Origin of the sequence: Nocardia miyunensis NBRC 108239, from assembly GCF_001613065.1 — a bacterium.
Lineage (GTDB): Bacteria > Actinomycetota > Actinomycetes > Mycobacteriales > Mycobacteriaceae > Nocardia > Nocardia miyunensis.
Window position 1 is genome coordinate 53,424 of sequence record NZ_BDBQ01000051.1, and the last position, 18,960, is coordinate 72,383.

At 67.3% G+C, this 18,960-nt stretch carries 21 protein-coding genes; 6 read left to right on the top strand and 15 right to left on the bottom strand.

Annotated features, from left to right (window positions below; all coding sequences use genetic code 11):
• Positions 1–49 precede the first annotated feature (49 nt).
• Both NM2_RS22245 and NM2_RS22250 read left to right on the top strand, forming a co-directional pair.
• Positions 50–421: a hypothetical protein gene (locus NM2_RS22245; RefSeq protein WP_157121240.1), complete on the top strand. Its 372-nt coding sequence runs from the start codon at positions 50–52 to the stop codon at positions 419–421.
• 82 nt (positions 422–503) lie between these two features.
• Positions 504–2,366 (top strand): MFS transporter, encoded by a 1,863-nt coding sequence (locus NM2_RS22250; RefSeq protein ID WP_067672123.1) that lies wholly within the window; start codon positions 504–506, stop codon positions 2,364–2,366.
• Between the two features lie 72 nt (positions 2,367–2,438).
• On the opposite strand, the gene NM2_RS22255 is transcribed toward NM2_RS22250, so the two are convergent.
• From NM2_RS22255 to NM2_RS22285, 7 genes are all read right to left on the bottom strand, one after another.
• Positions 2,439–2,837 (bottom strand): NUDIX hydrolase, encoded by a 399-nt coding sequence (locus NM2_RS22255; RefSeq protein WP_067672291.1) that lies wholly within the window; start codon positions 2,835–2,837, stop codon positions 2,439–2,441.
• A gap of 25 nt (positions 2,838–2,862) precedes the next feature.
• Entirely contained in the window at positions 2,863–3,390 is a 528-nt protein-coding gene (locus tag NM2_RS22260) for a hypothetical protein (protein ID WP_067672126.1), read from the bottom strand.
• 191 nt (positions 3,391–3,581) lie between these two features.
• The gene (locus tag NM2_RS22265) at positions 3,582–4,382 is read right to left on the bottom strand and encodes a family 1 encapsulin nanocompartment shell protein (protein ID WP_067672129.1); all 801 of its coding nucleotides are present in this window, start codon (positions 4,380–4,382) and stop codon (positions 3,582–3,584) included.
• Positions 4,383–4,443: 61 nt separating this feature from the next.
• Positions 4,444–5,463 carry a Dyp-type peroxidase gene (locus tag NM2_RS22270; protein ID WP_067672132.1) on the bottom strand — a complete coding sequence of 340 codons (1,020 nt, stop codon included), beginning with the start codon at positions 5,461–5,463 and terminating at the stop codon, positions 4,444–4,446.
• 56 nt (positions 5,464–5,519) lie between these two features.
• Positions 5,520–5,846: a cupin domain-containing protein gene (locus tag NM2_RS22275; RefSeq protein ID WP_067672135.1), complete on the bottom strand. Its 327-nt coding sequence runs from the start codon at positions 5,844–5,846 to the stop codon at positions 5,520–5,522.
• A gap of 107 nt (positions 5,847–5,953) precedes the next feature.
• Positions 5,954–6,439 carry a dihydrofolate reductase gene (locus NM2_RS22280; protein ID WP_067672138.1) on the bottom strand — a complete coding sequence of 162 codons (486 nt, stop codon included), beginning with the start codon at positions 6,437–6,439 and terminating at the stop codon, positions 5,954–5,956.
• Complete coding sequence (locus tag NM2_RS22285) at positions 6,436–7,281, bottom strand: thymidylate synthase (protein WP_067672141.1); 846 nt, start codon at positions 7,279–7,281, stop codon at positions 6,436–6,438. Before NM2_RS22285 ends, NM2_RS22280 begins: the two co-directional genes overlap by 4 nt.
• A 165-nt stretch (positions 7,282–7,446) precedes the next feature.
• Here NM2_RS22285 and cobF point away from each other — a divergent pair, with 165 nt between their 5' ends.
• On the top strand, positions 7,447–8,196 hold the full coding sequence (gene cobF / locus NM2_RS22290; protein WP_067672144.1) for a precorrin-6A synthase (deacetylating): 750 nt from the start codon (positions 7,447–7,449) through the stop codon (positions 8,194–8,196).
• Between the two features lie 219 nt (positions 8,197–8,415).
• Entirely contained in the window at positions 8,416–9,282 is an 867-nt protein-coding gene (locus tag NM2_RS22295) for an Fpg/Nei family DNA glycosylase (protein WP_067672147.1), read from the top strand.
• 3 nt (positions 9,283–9,285) lie between these two features.
• Here the strand turns inward: NM2_RS22295 and NM2_RS22300 are convergent, their stop codons facing one another.
• Together NM2_RS22300 and NM2_RS22305 are read right to left on the bottom strand one after the other, a co-directional pair.
• On the bottom strand, positions 9,286–10,134 hold the full coding sequence (locus NM2_RS22300; RefSeq protein WP_067672149.1) for a DUF1906 domain-containing protein: 849 nt from the start codon (positions 10,132–10,134) through the stop codon (positions 9,286–9,288).
• 608 nt (positions 10,135–10,742) lie between these two features.
• Positions 10,743–11,597 (bottom strand): class I SAM-dependent methyltransferase, encoded by an 855-nt coding sequence (locus NM2_RS22305; RefSeq protein WP_067672152.1) that lies wholly within the window; start codon positions 11,595–11,597, stop codon positions 10,743–10,745.
• 82 nt (positions 11,598–11,679) lie between these two features.
• Between NM2_RS22305 and NM2_RS22310 the strand changes: the two genes are divergently transcribed.
• Complete coding sequence (locus NM2_RS22310) at positions 11,680–12,267, top strand: TetR/AcrR family transcriptional regulator (protein ID WP_067672292.1); 588 nt, start codon at positions 11,680–11,682, stop codon at positions 12,265–12,267.
• A 4-nt stretch (positions 12,268–12,271) separates the two neighbouring features.
• On the opposite strand, the gene NM2_RS22315 is transcribed toward NM2_RS22310, so the two are convergent.
• From NM2_RS22315 to NM2_RS22335, 6 genes are all read right to left on the bottom strand, one after another.
• The gene (locus tag NM2_RS22315; RefSeq protein ID WP_067672155.1) at positions 12,272–13,771 is read right to left on the bottom strand and encodes a carboxylesterase/lipase family protein; all 1,500 of its coding nucleotides are present in this window, start codon (positions 13,769–13,771) and stop codon (positions 12,272–12,274) included.
• A gap of 17 nt (positions 13,772–13,788) precedes the next feature.
• Positions 13,789–14,034 (bottom strand): DUF2630 family protein, encoded by a 246-nt coding sequence (locus NM2_RS22320; RefSeq protein ID WP_067672158.1) that lies wholly within the window; start codon positions 14,032–14,034, stop codon positions 13,789–13,791.
• Positions 14,035–14,260: 226 nt separating this feature from the next.
• Positions 14,261–14,641 carry an ArsR/SmtB family transcription factor gene (locus NM2_RS47680; RefSeq protein ID WP_084531420.1) on the bottom strand — a complete coding sequence of 127 codons (381 nt, stop codon included), beginning with the start codon at positions 14,639–14,641 and terminating at the stop codon, positions 14,261–14,263.
• An 89-nt stretch (positions 14,642–14,730) separates the two neighbouring features.
• Positions 14,731–15,504 carry an ABC transporter ATP-binding protein gene (locus NM2_RS22325; RefSeq protein WP_067672161.1) on the bottom strand — a complete coding sequence of 258 codons (774 nt, stop codon included), beginning with the start codon at positions 15,502–15,504 and terminating at the stop codon, positions 14,731–14,733.
• Positions 15,501–16,580, bottom strand: coding sequence for a FecCD family ABC transporter permease (locus NM2_RS22330; protein ID WP_067672164.1), 1,080 nt, complete (start codon positions 16,578–16,580; stop codon positions 15,501–15,503). Before NM2_RS22330 ends, NM2_RS22325 begins: the two co-directional genes overlap by 4 nt.
• Positions 16,577–17,800: an ABC transporter substrate-binding protein gene (locus NM2_RS22335; protein ID WP_245718161.1), complete on the bottom strand. Its 1,224-nt coding sequence runs from the start codon at positions 17,798–17,800 to the stop codon at positions 16,577–16,579. Before NM2_RS22335 ends, NM2_RS22330 begins: the two co-directional genes overlap by 4 nt.
• A 196-nt stretch (positions 17,801–17,996) precedes the next feature.
• On the opposite strand from NM2_RS22335, the gene NM2_RS22340 reads away from it, so the two are divergent.
• Entirely contained in the window at positions 17,997–18,959 is a 963-nt protein-coding gene (locus tag NM2_RS22340; protein WP_174575663.1) for an ornithine cyclodeaminase, read from the top strand.
• Position 18,960 lies beyond the last annotated feature (1 nt).

An 18,960-nucleotide genomic window follows, 5' to 3' on the forward strand; every position in this document is an offset into this window, starting at 1 on the left:
ACAGTGCATGCGGGCCTGTGCTGCGGCCAGCGAAATAGGGAAACAGACGGTGGATCAGATCCTGTACTGGAACGATCAGGTGCTCGGGATGGACGAGCCGGAGCACGTCGATGTCGGAGGGATGGCCCGTGCGCTCGCGATGACTCATCTGGCCATGTACGAGGCGTATCGCAGTATCGCCTCGGTCCCGTATCGCAGCTATCTGGCCGAACCGCCGGTTCCGGAGCCGGAGGCTGCGCCCGAGACGGCCATGGCGGTCGCCGCGCACACGGTCCTGACCGCGTTGTATCCGCAGTGGACCGCCCGGCTGGACAATGCCCTGTGCCGAAGCGGCCTGAACGGTCCGGGCCGCACCGGCGGCGCGGCGCACGGCCTGGCGGTCGCCCACGCGGTGCTCGCCGTCGGCGGGTCGGATCGGTGATCTCGGCAGTGCCAGACAATTTCTAGCAAACGAGCCGTAAACTGAGGCTTCCACTGTTGTCGAACGACGGCGGGAGCGGCGCATGACGGACACCGAGGTCGGATCGGAACCGCTACGTGGCAGGACGCGCTGGATTGCGCTCGGGGTGCTCGCGCTGGCGGCGGGCACCCTGGTCTTCGATGCCACCATCGTCGGGGTGTCGCTGCCCGCGGTCATCGCCGCCACCGGACTCGGGTTCGCCGCGGCGCAGTGGATACTGAGCGCCTATTCGGTGGTCTTCGCGGCACTGCTGATCACCGCCGGGCGAGTGGGCGACCGGGTGGGGATGCGCACACTCATGGCTATCGGTGTGGTGCTGGTCGTCGCGGGCAGTCTGCTCGCCGCGGCCGCCCATCATCCGGACCTGCTGATCTGGGGCCGAATCGTGCAGGGCGCGGGGGCGGCGTGTATTCCGGCGGGGGTGTTCAGCGCCATCGACGCGGTGTTCCGCGGCCGCGACCGGACCCTCGCGCATACCGCCGGCGGCGTGGCGCTCGGTGTCGTCGCGGTGCTCGGGGCGCTGCTGGGCGGCTGGCTGACCACCTCGTTCACCTGGCCGTGGATCTTTCTGCTGAACGTGCCGATCGGCGCGGTGCTGCTGGCGGGCATCCTCGCCGTGGTTCCCGAGGTCCGCACCGCGGAACGCGGCCTGGACGTGGACGGATTCCTGCTCGGCGCAGCGGGTTTCGCGGTAGTCGTCTTCGCGCTGATCGAGGGGGCCGCCTACGGCTGGGGGCGGCCGCTGCGGACGTTCGAGGTGTTCGGACTGCACTGGTCGGCGCGTGCGTCGGCCTCGCCCGGCCCGGTGCTGCTGGTGCTCGGACTCGTGCTGCTGGCGCTGTTCCTGCTCTGGGAGCATCATCGTGGTCAGGTGAATCGGCCTGCGCTGCTGGATCTTTCGCTGTTCGTTGCACCGGCGTTCCGGTGGGGTGCGGCGGCCTCGTTCGCGAGCGCGCTCACCGTCTTCGGTCTGCTGTTCGTACTGCCGCTGTATCTGGTCGACGTGCTGGGCTTGTCCACGCTGCGCAGCGGCCTGGTCATCGCGCTGGCCGCGCTGGGGACGCTGCTGGGCGCTCTCGTCGCCCGAGGTCCGGTGGCCGAACTGGGGCGGGTGCGGATCGTGCGCCTGGGCCTGGCGATTCAGACTGTCGCCATCGCGCTGACCGCGCTGTGCATCACTGCCGACATCTCGCCCTGGTGGGTCGCGGTCCTGCTGGTCTGCTACGGCGTCGGCCTGGGCCTGACCTGCGCACATCTCACCGCGGTCACCCTCGCCGGAACCCCGCGTGCAGCCGCCGGACGCGCCCGCGCCAGCCAGGCCACGCTGGGCGGTTTCGGCGCTTCCCTGGGCGTGGCGATCCTCGGCGGCGCGTTGTCCCTCTCGATCGGGCACGCGCTGCCCGATCGCCTCTCCGCGATCCACGGCCTGCCGCCTCGTACGGCCCGTGAGGTCACCATCGCCACGCACGACTCGGCCGGTGGCGCGATCGCCGCCCTGCGCGCCCACCACGCCGACACCGCCGTCGTCGACGCTCTCGCCCGCGGTTTCACCGACGCCACCCGAGCCGCCCTGCTGGTCGCCGCGGTGATCCTGCTGCTGGGCTTGTTCGCCGCCACCCGCCTCCCGGGAAGTGCGGGAATGCCCAGGCGCACAGTTCCGACCACTGGAGTCCCGGGCGATGCCGCCGATGTCGAGCGGGCCTCGGGGAGTGCGTCGGAAGCCGGAGGGAGTTCGGGAGCTGTCGCGGGGCCATCGGACGGTGCGGCCGACAGCGGAGCGAGTCCGGATGGTGCCGAAGTGGCGTCGAGCAGGCCGGCCGGAACGCCGTCCGATGGGACCGATGGCGAGGACGCGGGTGAGGCACCCGGTGAGCCCCGGGGCGATGCTTCCGGCAGCACGGGATGATCGCGTGATACGGGCGTTGGCCTCGACAGCCCTACGGCCGCAACGCAATTCCCGCATCTGTGAGTAGCGGTATCACCAGTCGACGAGTCCCAGTTCGTGTAGATGGCGGAAGATCAGCATCGAGCCCGGGGCGACGTGTGGCATGGCGGCGTATTCCCCGACGGTGAAATAGCGGAGTTCGGCGATTTCGCTGGTGGGCTGGGGGTTGCCGCCGAGGTCGGCGGTGAAGCAGGTCATGTGCAGGGCGGTGCCGGGTGCGTGCCCGTAAGCCTCGCATTCGAAGACGCCGAGTTCGGCATATTCGGTGACCTCGACGCCGAGTTCCTCGCGGACCTCGCGGTGCAGGGCCTGGACCGGGGTCTCGCCGGGATCGATCTTGCCGCCCGCCATGTAGAACACGTCCTTGCCCGCCGAACGTGCCTGCAGCAGACGGCGGTCGCGGACGTACGCCAGTGCCGCGGTGCGAATCATGGTGTCCACCTTCGTGTTCGGTCCGTCAGCGGGTGGTGGGCGGCGCGAGCTTCCAGTGTTCGTGCAGGGCGTTCGCGATCTCGGGCAGCACGGTCACCGGAACATTCTTGTGCCGCAGCATTTTCCGGATCTGCGCGACCTGTTCGCGTTTGCGGTGCTCATAGGCGTTGGATATCGGCCGCACCACCGGCGGGATGGACAGCAGGACCAGCTCGCCGTGCCGCTCGTCGCCGCCGGACAGGTCCAGCGCCAGCGCCCAGCGCGCCCGCTCGTCGAGAGTGAACCGCCCGGCCACCACCCGATCCCAGGCGATATCGCTCTCGCGCAGCGGGGTGCGCCGGGAGATCGTCCGATCGCTGAGCACCACCACATCGCGCCCGAACAGCGCGACCAACACCGCGATCCCGACGGCGATGCCCGCGAACAGTCCGGTGAACACCCGGTTCAACCCGAACGCGGCCACGATCCCCCCGCAGACCAGCGCCGTCGCCAGAACACCCAGCGTGCCGTAGATCAGCGCCCGCTGTCCGGGCACCACACCCGCACGTACCATCGCCCTCGGTCCTTCCTGCCTACCGACAGCACCGTACCGGGCATCGCGTAGCCGGGGTACCGAGGTCGGGCCCACCGGATCGTGGACCGCGAGCTCGGAGCCCGCGGCGCCGGGATCGTGGATCGGGACCGTGGTCCGGGGAACCGCTGTTCCGGGGCTGTGGTACGGGGCCGCTGCTCGGGAACCGCGGCTCAGGGACGCAGCGCGACCGCGGCCTCGGCGGTGTACACCAGGAAGGTCAGGCTCTCCTGGAAGTACAGCTGCACCGTCTCCGCGTCGTGCGACAGGTAGCCGATCGAAAGATCTTGTCCCAGTTGCAGATCGAAGTCTCCGCCGCGCGTGGTCAGCACGAACGCACCGTCGATGGCCGGGGCCCAGATGATGTCGCCCTCCGGGATGAGGCGTTCGATGTGGGTGCGGATCGGATAGCCGTGATCGGAGGTCTCGCTGACCGCCGTGTACAGATCGGCGTTCAGCAGCACCGAGTACGGCCCGTCCACACCGGCCAGCCGCAGCGCCGTGACGGCCTGCGCGATCGCCTCCGGAGCCTGCCGCGCATCGGCGGGCGGGGCGATCGGATCATTGGAGGAGGCCGCCCGGATCCCGGTGATGCCCGCGGCCGCGTATCCCTCGAAGATGGCGCGATCCTCGGCGTAGGCGATCTTGCGCGCGGCATCCTTGACCGCGTCCAGATCGGTGTCCTTCCCGCCGCGCTCGACATTGTCGAGTTCCTCGCGCGCGAGCGTGAACGGCACCCGCAGCTCCACCACCGGCGCGACCTGCCGCTGCCGCGCCACGATGCCGGCGTCCGGCGGGTCGATGACGGTGGTGCGGCCCAGTCCGACCGCGGAGAACTCGGAGCCGTGCGGGCCGGAGACGTCGACCACGCGACGCCCCGCGACATGCCGTTTGAACGTGCGCTTGGCCTCGTCCTCGATCGCCGACCACGCCTCGGACGTGATCGGTGCGAGTTCGCGGTGCAGGTTGTTCATCGCTGGAGTCCTTTCGACGTGGCCGGACTTGTGGGCCGGACCGCTCGCGTACTCGACCCGATCATGCCGGGCCCTTCTTCAATGTGCCGATACCGAGAGAGCCGTCCCCGGAGCTCGCGGCCACAGGTGCGCCCGCGGGTTCGGCGGCCGCGTCCGGGGGATCGGGCAGGTCGTCCAGGAATCCCGCGGGCGGGGTGAAGAACGAGGTCCCGGTGACCGCTGTGGAGAAATCCAGGATGCGGTCGTACGCGGCCTCGTCGCTGCCCAGGAACATCCGCTCGAGCATGCGCTCGGTGACGCTCGGCGTCGCGGCGTAGGCGACGTAGTACGTGCCGAATTCTCCTTCGCGCACACTGCCGAAGGGCATGTTCGCGCGCAGAATCTGACGTTGCGTACCGTCCGGGTCGTACAGCGTATTGACCGCGACGTGCGAATTCGCCGGCTTGTCCGCGTCGGACAGCTCGTAGTCACCCAGCTTGGTCCGGCCGATCACCAGTTCCTGCTCGGACACCGGCAGCGCGTTCCAGGTCACCAGATCGTGCAGGTACTTCTGCACGATGACGTAACTGCCGCCCTCGAACACCGGATCCTCCTCGCCGATCAGCGCCGTCGAGGCCGCGAGCGCACCCTCCGGATTCTCCGTGCCGTCCACGAAACCGAGCAGATCGCGCTGTTCGAAATAGCGGAATCCGACCGTCTCGTCCACGATGGTGGCCGCACCGCGCAGCCGGTCGCCGATCACCATCGCCAATTCGAAGCAGGCGTCCTGGCCCTCGGCCTTGATGTGGAACAGCAGATCCCCTGGAGTGGCCGGAGCCGTGTGCGTTGGCCCCTCGTAGGCGGGGAATTCGTGCAGTTCGGCCGGGCGCGGGCCGGCGAACAGCCGATCCCAGGCCGCGGAACCGATACTGGTGATGCAGGCCAGATTCGCTCCGGGTAGACGGAAGCCGACCGAACGGCGCAGTCCCGACAGATCCGCCAGCAGATCGCGAACGGTATTCTCGCCGCCCTCGTCGATGGTGGCGACCAGGAACAGGGCGGCCGGGCTGAGCGGATCGAGGATCGGCTGCGACTCACTCATGATCGACAGCGTACGGGGGCACACCGACAATCACGCGGAATGGGTCCGCGCACTCCCTATTTCGCGACCGTCAGCAGGAAGGCGACGTCCTCGACCGCGGACACGCTGTGCCGGGCGGTGGGGATGATCAGCAGATCACCCGGCGAGCCCTTCCACTCGTTGGCCCCGCTGAACAACGTGAGCGTGCCGGACAGCACCTGCAGGGTGGCCTCGCCGGGATTCTCGTGCTCGGCCAGGCTCTGCCCCGCGGTCAGCGCGATGACGGTCTGCCGCAGCGAATGGGTGTGGCCACCGCACAGGGTCTGGGAGCTGCGCCCACTGGTATTCGCCGCGGCCAGTTTGAGTTGCTGGCGGGCCACCGCGGTCAGCGATTTCTTGTCCATGAACAGCCTTTCACGCCTGCGCCGTGCGAGTTGTCACGGGTTGAATAGTCGTGAGTATGCCGCAGGCGCCGGACGAGAACGTGCTGTTTCACATTGCAATTCGATGTTCAGCGTCTGGTGTAGTGCCGGATGCGAAAGCGCAGACCGGTGGACGACTGCGCCCACGGACCGTCCTGCGCGATCCACTCCGGGCCGATGACCGGCGCGTAGGCGTCGCCGTCGATCTCCGCGTCCACCTCGGTGACCATCAGATCGGTCGCGTATTCCATTGCGGCACGGTAGATTTCGCTGCCGCCCATCACCCACAGCGGATCCGCTCCGGACGCGCGCAACGCCTGTTCCAGCGAATCGGTGCGCTCGGCCCCGGCGGCGGACCAGTCCGGCTGCCGGGTGAGGACGATATTGCGGCGTCCGGGCAGCGGACGGAAACGTTCGGGCAGCGAATCCCAGGTGCGACGTCCCATCACCACCGGGTACCCGCCGGTGACCTTCCGAAAGTGGGCCATATCCTCCGGGATGTGCCAGGGAATCGTGTTGTCCCGGCCGATCACGCCGTTCCGCGACTGAGCCCAGATCAATCCGATCTGCGTCATACCGCGACCGGCGCTTTGATCGCCGGGTGATGCCGGTAGCCGACCACTTCCACATCGGAGTACTCGTAGTCGAACAGCGAAGGCGCGGGGCGCAGATGCAACCGCGGGAACGGGTACGGCTCCCGCTCGAGCTGTTCGCGCACCTGCTCGACGTGGTTGTCGTAGATGTGGCAGTCCCCGCCGGTCCAGATGAACTCACCGGGCGCCAGTTCGGTCTGCTGGGCGACCATCAGGGTGAGCAGGGCATAACTGGCGATGTTGAACGGCACCCCCAGGAACAGATCCGCACTGCGCTGATACAGCTGGCAGGAGAGTTTGCCATCGGCGACGTAGAACTGGAACAGCGCGTGGCAGGGAGCCAACGCCATCCGGTCCAGATCGGCCACGTTCCACGCCGAGACGATCATTCGCCGCGAGTCCGGATTGGTGCGCAGGGTGTGCAGGACCTCGGAGATCTGGTCGATCTGCGAGCCGTCGGGCGTCGGCCAGGACCGCCACTGCACCCCGTAGACCGGACCCAGCTCACCCTTCCGATCGGCCCATTCGTCCCAGATGCTCACGCCGTGCTCGTGCAGCCACGCCACGTTGGAATCGCCGCGCAGGAACCACAGCAGTTCGTAAACGATCGATTTCAGATGCACTTTCTTCGTGGTGATCAGCGGAAATGTCGCCGACAGGTCGTACCGCAACTGATGACCGAACACACTGCGCGTCCCGGTCCCGGTCCGATCGGTTTTCGGCGTCCCCGTGCTGAGCACCAACCGCAGCAGATCCTCGTACTGCGTATCGGGAACGACGCCGGATGCCGTATCCGGCACCGTGACGAGCCGCGAGTCCTCCATGACTGGAAGCTTACGCAGTTCGCGCGGGGTGCGTCCGCCGGGCGGTGCGCTGCCGCGAGGAGCGGACGGTGATGCCGCTGTGTTGCTTTCGGCAATTCGGTCGCGGATGTCGGGGACGGTGTACCGGGAGGTTGCTGGTCGGGGTGGTTTGGCAAGCTTGCGGGTGTGCGGAAGCTTTATGTGATCGGGATCGGGGCAGGGGATCCGGAGCAGGTGACGGTGCAGGCTGTCGCGGCGATGCGGCGGGCCGAGGTGTTCTACGTCATCGGCAAGGGTGAGGCGAAACGGGAGCTGGTGGAGGTGCGGACCGCGATTCTGGCCGCGCATATGGATCGGGCGTACCGGGTCGTGGAGATCGCCGATCCGCCGCGCGAGCGGACCGTCGCGGACGGGGAGTATCGCGATGTCGTGCGGGATTGGCACGAGCGGCGCGCGGCGCTGCTGGGGGAGGCGTTCGCCGAACACGACGGTGTCGGGGCGATCTTGGTTTGGGGGGATCCGTCGCTGTACGACAGCACGTTGCGGATGATCGAGCGGGTCGATGCCCGCACACCGCTGGATTACGAGGTGATTCCGGGGGTGACCAGCGCGCAGGCCCTGGCCGCGCGGCATCGGATCGTGCTGCACGAGATCGGCGAGCCGGTGCACATCACCACCGGTCGTCGGCTGCGCGAGGAGGGGTTACCGCCCGGTGTGCCCACGGTGGTCATGCTCGACGGCGAAACCTCGTTCGCCGGAATCCCCGGCGACGACGTGCAGATCTGGTGGGGCGCGTATCTCGGCATGCCCGACGAGGAACTCATCGCGGGTCCGCTGCGCGCGGTGGAATCACGAATCCTCCAGCGCCGCAACGAACTTCGCGAGGCGAAGGGGTGGATCATGGATATCTACCTGTTGCGCCGGGACGTCGGCTGAGCGACCTGATCCTCGTCACTCGTACGGAGGATCGGCGCTTCGGGCTGCCGAACTGGTCGCGCTTTCCAGCGCGGTGCCGGTGGGTGTGGAATTCGCGGGCCCTGGCCGATTCCGGTCGGAATCCGGCCGACGGCGGTCAGCTCGGTGCATCGAGCAGGCCGGCGACGGTCGCGGGGATTTCGGGCCGGGTTTGTCGGTAGTCGCCGGTAGTGTGCAGGGGTGCCCGAATTACCGGAGATCGTGGCGCTCGAGCGGTTCCTGGCCGAGCATGCGGTGGGTGCGGTGGTGGGGCGGGTGGATGTCGCGGCGCTCAGTGTGCTCAAGACGTTCGATCCGCCGGTCACCGCACTGTCCGGCCGTGATGTCACCGGGGCGGGACATTGGGGCAAGCATCTGGGGTTGAACTGCGGTGGGCTGTGGTTGATCACCCATCTGTCGCGGGGCGGGTGGCTGCGCTGGCTCGATGAGCCGGGTCGCACCCCGCCCAAACAGGGGAAGGGGCCGCTGGCGCTGCGGGTGCATCTGTTCACTCCCGAGGGGGCGACCCCGGCATTCGATCTGACCGAGGCGGGGACGAAGAAGCGCCTCGCCGTGTGGATCGTCGAGGACCCATGGACGGTGCCCGGTATCGCCCGCCTGGGCCCGGACGCGCTGGAGGTCACCGGCGAGCAGTTCGCGGCGCTGCTGCACGGCACGGCCCAGCGACTCAAGACCGTCCTGGCCGATCAGGCGGTGATCGCCGGAATCGGCAATGCCTATTCCGACGAGATCCTGCATGCGGCAAAGCTTTCCCCGTTCGCCACCGCCAACCGCCTGACCCCCGAGGAGGTCGAGCGGCTGTACGCGGCGATGCGCGAGATCCTCACCGACGCGATCGCTCGATCGGTCGGCCAGGAGGCGGCGAAACTCAAGGGCGAGAAGCGATCCGGGCTGCGCGTGCATGCCCGCACCGGGCTGCCCTGTCCGGTCTGCGGTGACACCGTGCGCGAGGTCGTCTACGCGGACAAGTCGTTTCAGTACTGTCCGACGTGCCAGACCGGCGGCAAGATCCTCGCAGACCGGCGCATGTCGCGGTTGCTGAAGTGAGTCTCACGCTTTACTCGCGGGCGGCTGATATCCCGCAATGCCCAGGTGCGCACCGATCTCCGCGAGCGCGTCCACGATCGTGCGGCCGTTCAGCTGCGGCCATCCGGCGAATACGGCCGGAATCGCATCCCGGGTGCCCGCGCCGCCGATCTGATCGATGGTCAGATCCGTATGGTAGAGCAGCCATTTCAAGGCGTCACCGACGGAGACCTGATTTCCGTACGCGTCGGTGATGGTGTCGCTCAATTGCATATCTCCTCCTAAGCTCCACTGGCCGTAATCATCTTTCAGAGATTGGTTGATATCGCATTCGACGCCATTGACGTAGGCGTATCCGAGCGAGACGTTCTGCAGGATATTGATGCGCGGATCCTGATTCCCGCCGCTCCACGCCTGGGTCTGCCAGGCCCAGGTGGCCACGCCTGCATCCAGTGCCCGCGAGACGGGCCAGTAGCCGCCGTAGATGCCCACGTTGTTCGTGCCGAGAATCGTTGCCGCACCTTGCAGATAGGCGTTGATCGGGGTCTGTTGTTCGGGTGTGGCGTCGAAGTCGGCGGAGAAATAGATGGGCCGGTCCGCGGATCCGCCGCAGGCGAGGACCTGATTCAGCCCTGCCTGGGCATCGGAGCGCCCGGCGTCATATCCCTCCAGCATCCTGTCGGCATAGGTCTCCCAGTTGGAGACGATGTCGATTCCGTGGGCGCGCAAGTCGTCCGCCTCGGCCGGGGTCAGTAGTTTTCCGGGTAGACCGGCGCCGCCCGAGGAGAGATAGCGGCAGACGAATCGATATCCGGCGGCCGCGATGGCCGCACCTCCGGGAATTCCTCCGGCATAATCCAGACCATTGGCCATGGCGCTCCTCCCCGATCGAAGATGTGGCTGATTCGGCGACGGATCGCCTCGAATGCCTTTCAGTCGTATGCATTACGTGCTCGATGGCGCGGAATTCGGCGGTGGGCAGACCGAATCGAAGGCGCCCCTGGGGTGGCGGCAACAACCGCACATCACGAAAGAACTGGTGTGCATACGAATTCCTCGCTCTTCCAGGGGAATCGAGAGACAGTACGCGAACCGCCCCTTCAATCTTGGCAGAGTGCGGCGCAACGGGCAAGCAAATCCGCCCTGCGAATCGGGCGTCTCGGAGGAATTGGCCGAATCTACCACTGTCCCAGGGGGTGCGAGCCGACGCCTCGCGGTGTTGATCGCGTCTCGCCCGAGCTTGCGCCGTCGAAAAATCGGGCGTCCAGTCTGGGGAGATCCGGCAAAAGCATTGCGGTGCCGTGTATCCCGGTCCGATTGTCATCGTCGCACCCGGATCGGTCGTCGCCCCGGCGTGAGCTCGGCCCCGGGCTCGGCCGGAGTGCGGGTCCGCTGCTCTCCAGCCACATGTGAGCAATCCTGCCGGAGCGCCGAGTCAGTGCACTGTCACATGGATGAATCCTGTTGGGGGGCAACAGGATCTATAGATCGCCGCGCTTGCGCACGGCGGCGACCGCGACGGTCGTGTACGGCATCGTGAAGCTGCCGCCCAGGTCGTCGATGGCCGCGCCCACGCCCGCCAGGATCTCGGCCAGACGATCCGGTTCGAGCCTGGTGAACATGCCGGTCGTGGGCAGCTGGTCCAGCCATTCGTCGCGGGTGTAGGTGCGTCGCCACTCGTGCTGCCACCGTTCCGGCTCCCCGAACGCGCCGCTCTGCCGAATGCCGTCGGCGGCGGTATCGAAGAATGCCTGGTAGACGTCGAGCGCCGGGCGGGCCGGCTGATCGGCGAACGGCGAGTCGGGTACCACTCGCCGGTAGACCGCGTGCACCCGCTCGGCCACCTCGGGCGGCATCTGGAAGACGTGGTTGAACGGCGCGAGCAGCCCGCCGGGACGCAGCACCCGCCCGGCCCGCGCGGCTCCGGCGACCGGATCCACCCAGTGCCATGCCGTTCCCGAGACGACCGCGTCGAATCGCCGACCGCCCGATTCCCACTTCTCGAAGGTGGCCACCTCGGTCTCGATCCCGGTTCCGCGCGCGAATTCGGCCATCCGCGCGTCCGGTTCGACGCCGAGCACCGTGCAGCCGAGGCCGCGGAACTGCCGCGCGACGATGCCGGTACCGGTGCCGACGTCGAGGATCTCACCGCCCGGCGCGGTATCGCGGATTCGTTCGATCAGCTCCGCCGGATAGGGCGGGCGTGTGCGGTCGTAGCGGGCGGCGTCCGCGCCGAAGGATTCGGCTATGGCGCGGGCCTCGTGCGGTGTGCTCGCCGAGGGGGTATCGGCCGGTGCGGGTCGGGATCGCGGCTGTTCGGAAGGTAGAGTGGGCATACGCCCACGGTAATGGGCGCATGCCCACTCGACAATGATCCGGGTGGTCGATCGAGTTCGCCCTGAGCGGAAAGGGGTGCCGGTGCCCACGGGAGTGGCCCTGCGCGATGTGCGCGAGCAGTTGTTCAATGCGGCCGAACGCATCCTGCTGCGAGACGGTCCCGACGCGCTGACCAGCCGGGCCGTCACGACGGAGGCGGGTTGCGCGAAGGGCGTACTGCACCGGCACTTCACGGATTTCGACGAATTCCTGGCCGAACTCGTCCGGGACCGGATCGCCCGGATCGGCGCGCAGGCGCACGCGCTGGAGGAGTCCGCCGGGACCGGCACGGTCGTCGCGAATCTCACCGCCGCACTGACGGATCTGTTCGGCGCCGTCGCCGTGTCGATCGTCAGCCTCGTCATCTTCCGCGACGAACTGCGCGCCAGGCTGCGCCGCACCGAACAGGCCGGAATCCCGCTGCTGCGCGAGGCGGGCGAGATGATCGCGGCCTACCTGCGGCGTGAGCGCGAACTCGGGCGCATCACCGCCGACGCCGATATCGATACCCTCGCACCGACATTGATCGGCGCGGGGCATCTGCGTTTCGCCGATAGGGGCGCGCCACCGGAGTCCGCGGAGGTCGCCAGGATGGTGACCACCGTCCTGGCCGGAGCCCTGGCGAAGTAGCGGCTCAGCTCACGGCCGGGACCCGAACCCCTTCCCAGGCAAGGCGTTTGGACTTCTCCGGATCCACCTCGAGTCGCGGCGGTGAGTCGATCACGCGGGTGACGCGGTGCTGCTCGCTGTATGCGGGCCAGGACGGCAGCGGACTGCCGGTGCGCGCGAAAGCCAGCCAGTTGTCCTGGAATTCGCGTTGCACCGCGAGGAAACCCTTGCGCCCGCCCGCCGCGGTGAGCACTCGGCCGACCGCGGAGTTCACGCCGCCGAAGACCGGGATCAGATCCAGTGCGTGCGTCGCGCCGAAACCGGCCAGCCGCACCGCCCGAGGTGCGAAGTCGAAGCGGTAGGCGTAGGTCGGCGCGTATCGGCTGTGCCCGGCCATGACCTCGAGCGATGGCCGCCAGAAGACGAAATCACCGCCCGCCCGCACCGCCGTCTTCGGCGCGGGATAGCCGGGATAGGCTGCGGCGATACGGGATTCGGCGCCTTCGGAACCGGTCAGGACCGCGCACATGCGTTCCTCGGTGGTGGGCAGGGTGTCGTCGAACCGCGCGAACAGCGTCGCCTCGTTGCGATTGGTGCCGATGATCAGCGGCAGCGGATGCGCCGTGCCGTTCACGATCGCATCGATCGGGGCCTCGGGCAGATAGTCGCCGTCCACGACCGGGGATGCGGCGAAGGTGCCCGGATACTGGTGGGACCACTTGCCCAGCCGGGATTCCACCGCCTTGCGGATATCGTTGGCACTGGCCTCACCGAGCACCTTCGCCGCGTTTTCCGGTGTGGCGCCGAGCTTTTCGATACAGGTGCGCGCGAACAGCCGGGCCTGTTCGGCGGAAATCCCCCAGTCGGCGGGTGCGCTCTGGGCGATACCGCGATGGAACAGTCCGGCCGCCGCGGGCGTGGCCAGCAGTGAGAGCACCGCGTGCGCGCCCGCGGATTCGCCGAATATCGTGACGTTGTCCGGGTCTCCGCCGAATGCGGCGATGTTGCGCTGCACCCACTCGAGCGCCGCGACCTGGTCGCGCAGGCCGAGGTTGGAGTCGAAAGGCCGTTCGGGTGTGGAGAATTCGCTGAAATCGACGTAGCCGAACGCGCCGAGCCGGTAGTTGATCGATACGACGACGACGTCACCGAGAGTCGCCAGGCGCGTGCCCGAGTACAGGCTCAGCGCCGAGGTGCCGATCAGGTACGCGCCGCCGTGGATGAACACCATGACCGGTCGCGGAGCCGAGGACGGTTCCGCCGGGGCGACCACGTTGAGCGTGAGGCAATCCTCGGCTGTCGGTTGGATGGTGCGCGGCCCGATCCGTGCGCCCGAGCGATGCTGCATCGCGGCGAAGCCGAATTCGGTGGCGTCGCGCACCCCTTGCCAGGGCTGCACCGGTTGCGGAGCCCGGAATCGCAGCTCGCCGACCGGTGCGGCCGCATAGGGAATCGAACGCCAGCGCACCACATGACGGCCGCGCCGGCCCCGAACCACACCGTCCGCAGTGGAAATCTCTGCCATGGGCACGATGGTAGCTGTTACTGCAGGTATCCCTCGACCTGCTTGGCCGGGTTGACCTGGGCATCATTCGGATCGCCGCCCTGGTCGATGCGGGCCCGCCGCTGCCGCAGCAGATCCCAGCACTGGTCGAGCTGCACCTCGAGCTCGGCCAGCTGCGCCCGCTCGGCCTCCTGACCGAGCGCCCCCTCTGCCGCCTTGGACCGGAGCTGATGCTCCCGATCCACCAGTTCGGTGATTCGCGCGAGGACATCATGTTCGGACATAGGGGTGAGTTTAATTGCCTGCTGTATTTTCGGCCTCCGCTTCGCTCCGGCGGGTTTGCGGCGCCCTTGTGGCTCACCGCCCGGCCCCGTGTCGGGCACTCGTTCCTCGCACCCGCCACGCGTCCGGGCGGCGAGCCGCGCCGCAAACCAGATGTCGGCGTTGTCTGGGGCTGGTGGAACAAGGTGCGAGGGGCCGGTGTCGGTGCTTGGTTTCGTACTGCCGCGCTCACTTGGCCTGTCGGGCGTGCACGGCGGGCATCCCGTAGGGGGATCGATCGGTCGACGGGTATCTGTACTGGGTTCGGCGTTGCTGGGGTGGGGAAGGGCGGTGATCCTGGAGGGGTGGCTGGGGAAATTGGGACAGCCATGCGGTCAGGCTGTGCAGGCCGTCGATATTCACGGCGTAGAACCTGTTCATACCGGCGGGGCGTACCGTTGCCAGGCCATTGTCGAGTAACGCTTTGAGATGTTGGGATACCGCTGCTTCGGAAATTCCGCGCTGTACGCTGATCGTTCGGGTGATCGCTCCGGAACTCTTCTCTCCCGATGCGAGTAATTCGAGAATTTGTCGGCGAGTCGGGTTGCCGAGAACTCCAAAGGCGTCCATGCGGAAATAATAGAGAAAGCTATATTAGAGGACTATGAGAAGGGTGACCGGCATCCTGGTTTGGGCGGCGTGACGAGCGGGAACACAAATCAGACCTCCGTGACGTATGCCGAGGTCGCCATCAGTGCGAGCGTATCGTCGTCGCTGAAGTGGATTCGCGCGTTGACGCGGTAGACCTGACGCAGCATATCCTCGGTGATCACTTCGCGTGGCGTCCCGACGGTGTGCACGGTCCCGTCCCGCAGAACAACGACGCTATCGGCGAAACGCGCCGCATGGGTCAGGTCGTGAATTGTCGTGATCACGACCGCGGGTTGTTCTTCGGCATATTGCCGGACGAGTTCGAGCATCTTCAGTTGATTGTGCAGGTCCAGGCTGCTGGTCGGTTCGTCGAGTAACAGCACCGAAGGTCGTCGCACGATGGCCTGCGCGAGGCTGACCAATTGTCGTTGCCCGCCGGACAGATGTGCCATCTTGCGTCCGGCGACCGCGGTGAGCCCGACCCGTTCCAGGACATCGGCCACCAGATCCACGGTGCTGCGTTCGACCCGGAATCCGGCCCCTTGCTGAAAGGCGAGCAGCACGTTCTCGAAGACGGTCAGTGTCGTGGCGGGCGGTGGATCCTGCGGCAGATACAGCACGGAACCGTGCCGACCAGGGGAGGACCCGTTGCCGTTGCCGAGGGCGACCGTCCCGGAATGCCGGTGCAGTCCCGCGATGCAGCGCAGCAGCGTGGACTTACCGGCCCCGTTGGGTCCCACGACCGCGTACATCGCGCCTGGCCGGAACGCCGGAAGGGATATCGACCGCAGGATGGGCGTGCGGCCGTAGGTGAAGTCGAGATTCTCGACGGTGATGGTCATGTCCACGTCCGCTGTCGCCGGGTCATGATGATGAGCAGGAATACCGGAACGCCCACCAGCGAGGTGATGACGCCGACCGGGATGATCACGCCCGGCACGACGATCTTGCTCACCATCGAGGCGCCGGTGAGCAGGGTCGCGCCGCTCAGGATCGAGGCGGTGAGGAAGTACCGCTGGTCCTCGCCGACGAGGATCCGCGCGATGTGCGGTCCGACGAGTCCGATGAAACCGATTGTGCCCGCGATCGATACGGCGGTGGCGGCCAGCAGCGAGACGCCGATCAGTGCGATGGTGCGCATCCGATCGACCGGCACGCCGAGCGCGTTGGCGCGGTCGTCACCCATCCGGAACGCGGTCAATGTCCATGCCTGCCAATAGAAGAAGGGCAGCAGCACCGCGGTGACGACCGCGAGCGTGCCGATCTGCGGCCACGTCGCGCGGCTGAGGCTGCCGAGGGTCCAGAACACGACCTGCTGCAGTTGCACCTCGGAGGCGACGTACTGCATCAGCGCGAGCAGCGCGTTGAACAGGAAGACGATGGCGATGCCCAGCAGGATCATGGTCTCGGCCCCCGTGCCCCGCAACCGGCTGAAGCCGAGAATGATCAGGCAGGCCGCGATCGCGAATATCCATGCGCTGCCCGCCATTCCGAGTTCGTTGCCCAGCGGCAGCAGGCTGGTGAAGCCGGTGACGGCGGCCAGCGCCGCGCCGAATCCCGCGGCGGCGGAGACGCCGAGCGTGTAGGGCTCGGCGAGCGGATTGTTCAGGATCGTCTGCATGCCCGCACCGGCCGCGGCCAGCGCGCCGCCGACGAGGATGCCGGTGACCGACATGGGAAGCCTTATGCCCCAGACGATCTGGTCGTCTACGGCGGGAGCCTGCCCCGGGGTGAAGGCTGCCCGGAGCAGATCGCCCGCGGGCATCGGCGCGCCGCCGATCATGACGTCGCCGCAGAACACCGCCACCGTGAGCACCGCGAGCGCGGCGACGATCAGGATCCGGCGGCGGGCCAGGGCCCGGTATCCGGCCCCCGCGGTGACCGCTCGTTCGACCGGCGTCCGGTTCACCGTGATCATGACAGCCCCGTCCAGAAGGTGCCGCCGGCGGTGATCGGCAGGAACTTCGTATGCAGCTCGGTCAGTTCGGCGCTGGGGTCGACGTCGCCGAACAGTTCGGGGTGCAGCCACTTCGCCATCCACTCCACGGCCAGATAGTTGTACGGCGAGTCGTAGAAGTGGTGCCACAGCGCGAAGGTGCGATGGTCGCGGACCGCGGCGAGGGTGTCGAAGCCCGGCTGTTTCGACACGACCGAGGCCAGTTGGCCGCGCGCGGCGTCGGGGGTCTCGTCGTAGCCGAGCGCCACGAAACCGCCCGCCTTGACCGGGGTTTTGCCGGGCGCCCAGTTGGCGCCGGTGGCGATGATGACCGCGGGATTGCGCTCGAGGATCTTCTCCGGCGACAGCGTGCCCTGCGGGGTGGAGAGCAACTCGTCGCCGAGGTTGGTGCCGCCGGCCGCGGTGACGAGTGCGGCAAGATTGCTGCGCGCGAAAGTCGAGCAACAATCATAGTAACCAGGCGCTCGCCAGAGGAAGGCCGGTGTCGGTGTCGCATGCGCGGCGGCCAGTCGATCGCGCACCATCGTCACCTTGGATCGGTAGTAGTCGATGAACGCCTGCGCCTGCTGCTCCCGGCCGAAGATCTGCCCGAGTGCGCGAATACTGGGCACGGTGTGCGCGACGGGGTCGACGAAGTAGTCGATGACAACCGTTGGGATACCGGCCTTTTCGAGCTTGCTGACGATCCCGGCGTCCTGCGCGGCCTTGAAACTCGCTGCGCTGACTACGAATACGTCCGGACGCAGCTGTAGCGCCTGCTCGGCCGAGAGCGATCCGGCCGAGATCTCGCCGGTGGTGGTGACCTTGTCCAGCTGCGGAAAGCGCTCCCGGTACTTGTGATACGTGTCGGTGTCGTTCTGCAGCAGGTCGTCCGGCCAGCCCACGACGTCGCGCGTGGGGTCGTCCTTGTTCAGGAATGCCGTGGTGTAGATCAGGCGCTGTCCGCCCAGGAGCACCCGCTGTGCGGGCAGTCGCACCTGGACTTTGCGGCCCAGCGCGTCGGTGATCGTCGTCTCGTGTCCGCTCGACGCGGTGGTGGCGCTCGGACTGCAACTGGTGATCAACAGTACCAGGATCGTGGTGAGCAGGACCGTGATCGACAGTGCCCGTCCCGGCGGCCGGAACGCGGTCAGTGAACTGCCCGGTTGCCGACTCGCACCGGACGACATGTTTTTCCGCATATTTGGTTAGCCTTCCCTCATCTTCTGAAAGGCTAGGTACCGGGCTCGGATGATGTCAACAGCGACGGGCAAGCCGAAAAATTGCCCTGAACAAGACTTTTCTTAAGTCCTTGCAGTTGCTGATTAGGTAAGGCTAGCCTTCGAGTCGCCGCGTCTTCTCAGCGGATTCCCAGCACCACGATTGGACCGCATCCCCATGCATATCCTCACCCGGAGCGATCTGGCGGACCTGCAGGTGTCCCCGTCGGATGTGATCAGTGCCGTCGAGGACGGCTACCTCGCGTTCGCACGAGGCGACTCCCGATGCCCGACCAAACTGATGATGCCGCTGCCCGACGAGCGGCGTGATTCGGTGTCGTATTCGATGCTCGGCTACGACGCGAATCTCGAACATCTCGGCTTCAAGACCTCGTATCGCCAGGGCAGCCAGACCAACGAGAAGTACTACACCACAATCACTTTGTACGACGACGCCACCGGACAGCCGTTCGCGCTGCTGGATTGCCAGCGCGTCGGCGCCTCGCGCACACCGGCCACCACCGCCTTGATCGCACGGGAGTGTGCCGCACCGGGGGCGCGCTCGGCGTTGATGATCGGCACCGGGGTGCAGGGTGTGAACACGCTGCCGTATCTGCTGACCGTGCTGCCGGATCTGGCGACCGTCCGGCTGTTCGGCACCCATCCCGATGGCATCGCGTCCTCGAAACGCATACTGCACGAACATTTTCCGGATCGTGAGCTGGAGCTGGTCGAGGATGTGCGCGAGGCGGTCGAAGCCTCGGACATCGTGGTCGTCGCCTCGGGCCGGGCCGCGCATCCGCCGATCGATGTGCGGTGGCTGCCGCCGGGCGGATTGATGATCTCGGTCGCCAGCAAGGGCGTCGCGGCGGGCGCGATGCGCGATTCGGACTACAACATCACCACCAGCATCGGCCAATTGGGCGTCACCGGAACACGATTGGCGTCCGGGGGAGAGGTGCGCGTCGACGCGGTGCTGCCCGACATCATCGCCGGTCGGGCGCCGGGCCGCCGCGCGCCGGGCGACCGGGTGTTCGCTTTCTCCAGCGGCATGATCATCACCGACATCCCGGTCGCGCACGCGTTCGCCACCCGTGCCATCGCAGCCGGCCGAGGACAGAACGTCGAGTTATGGAAATAAC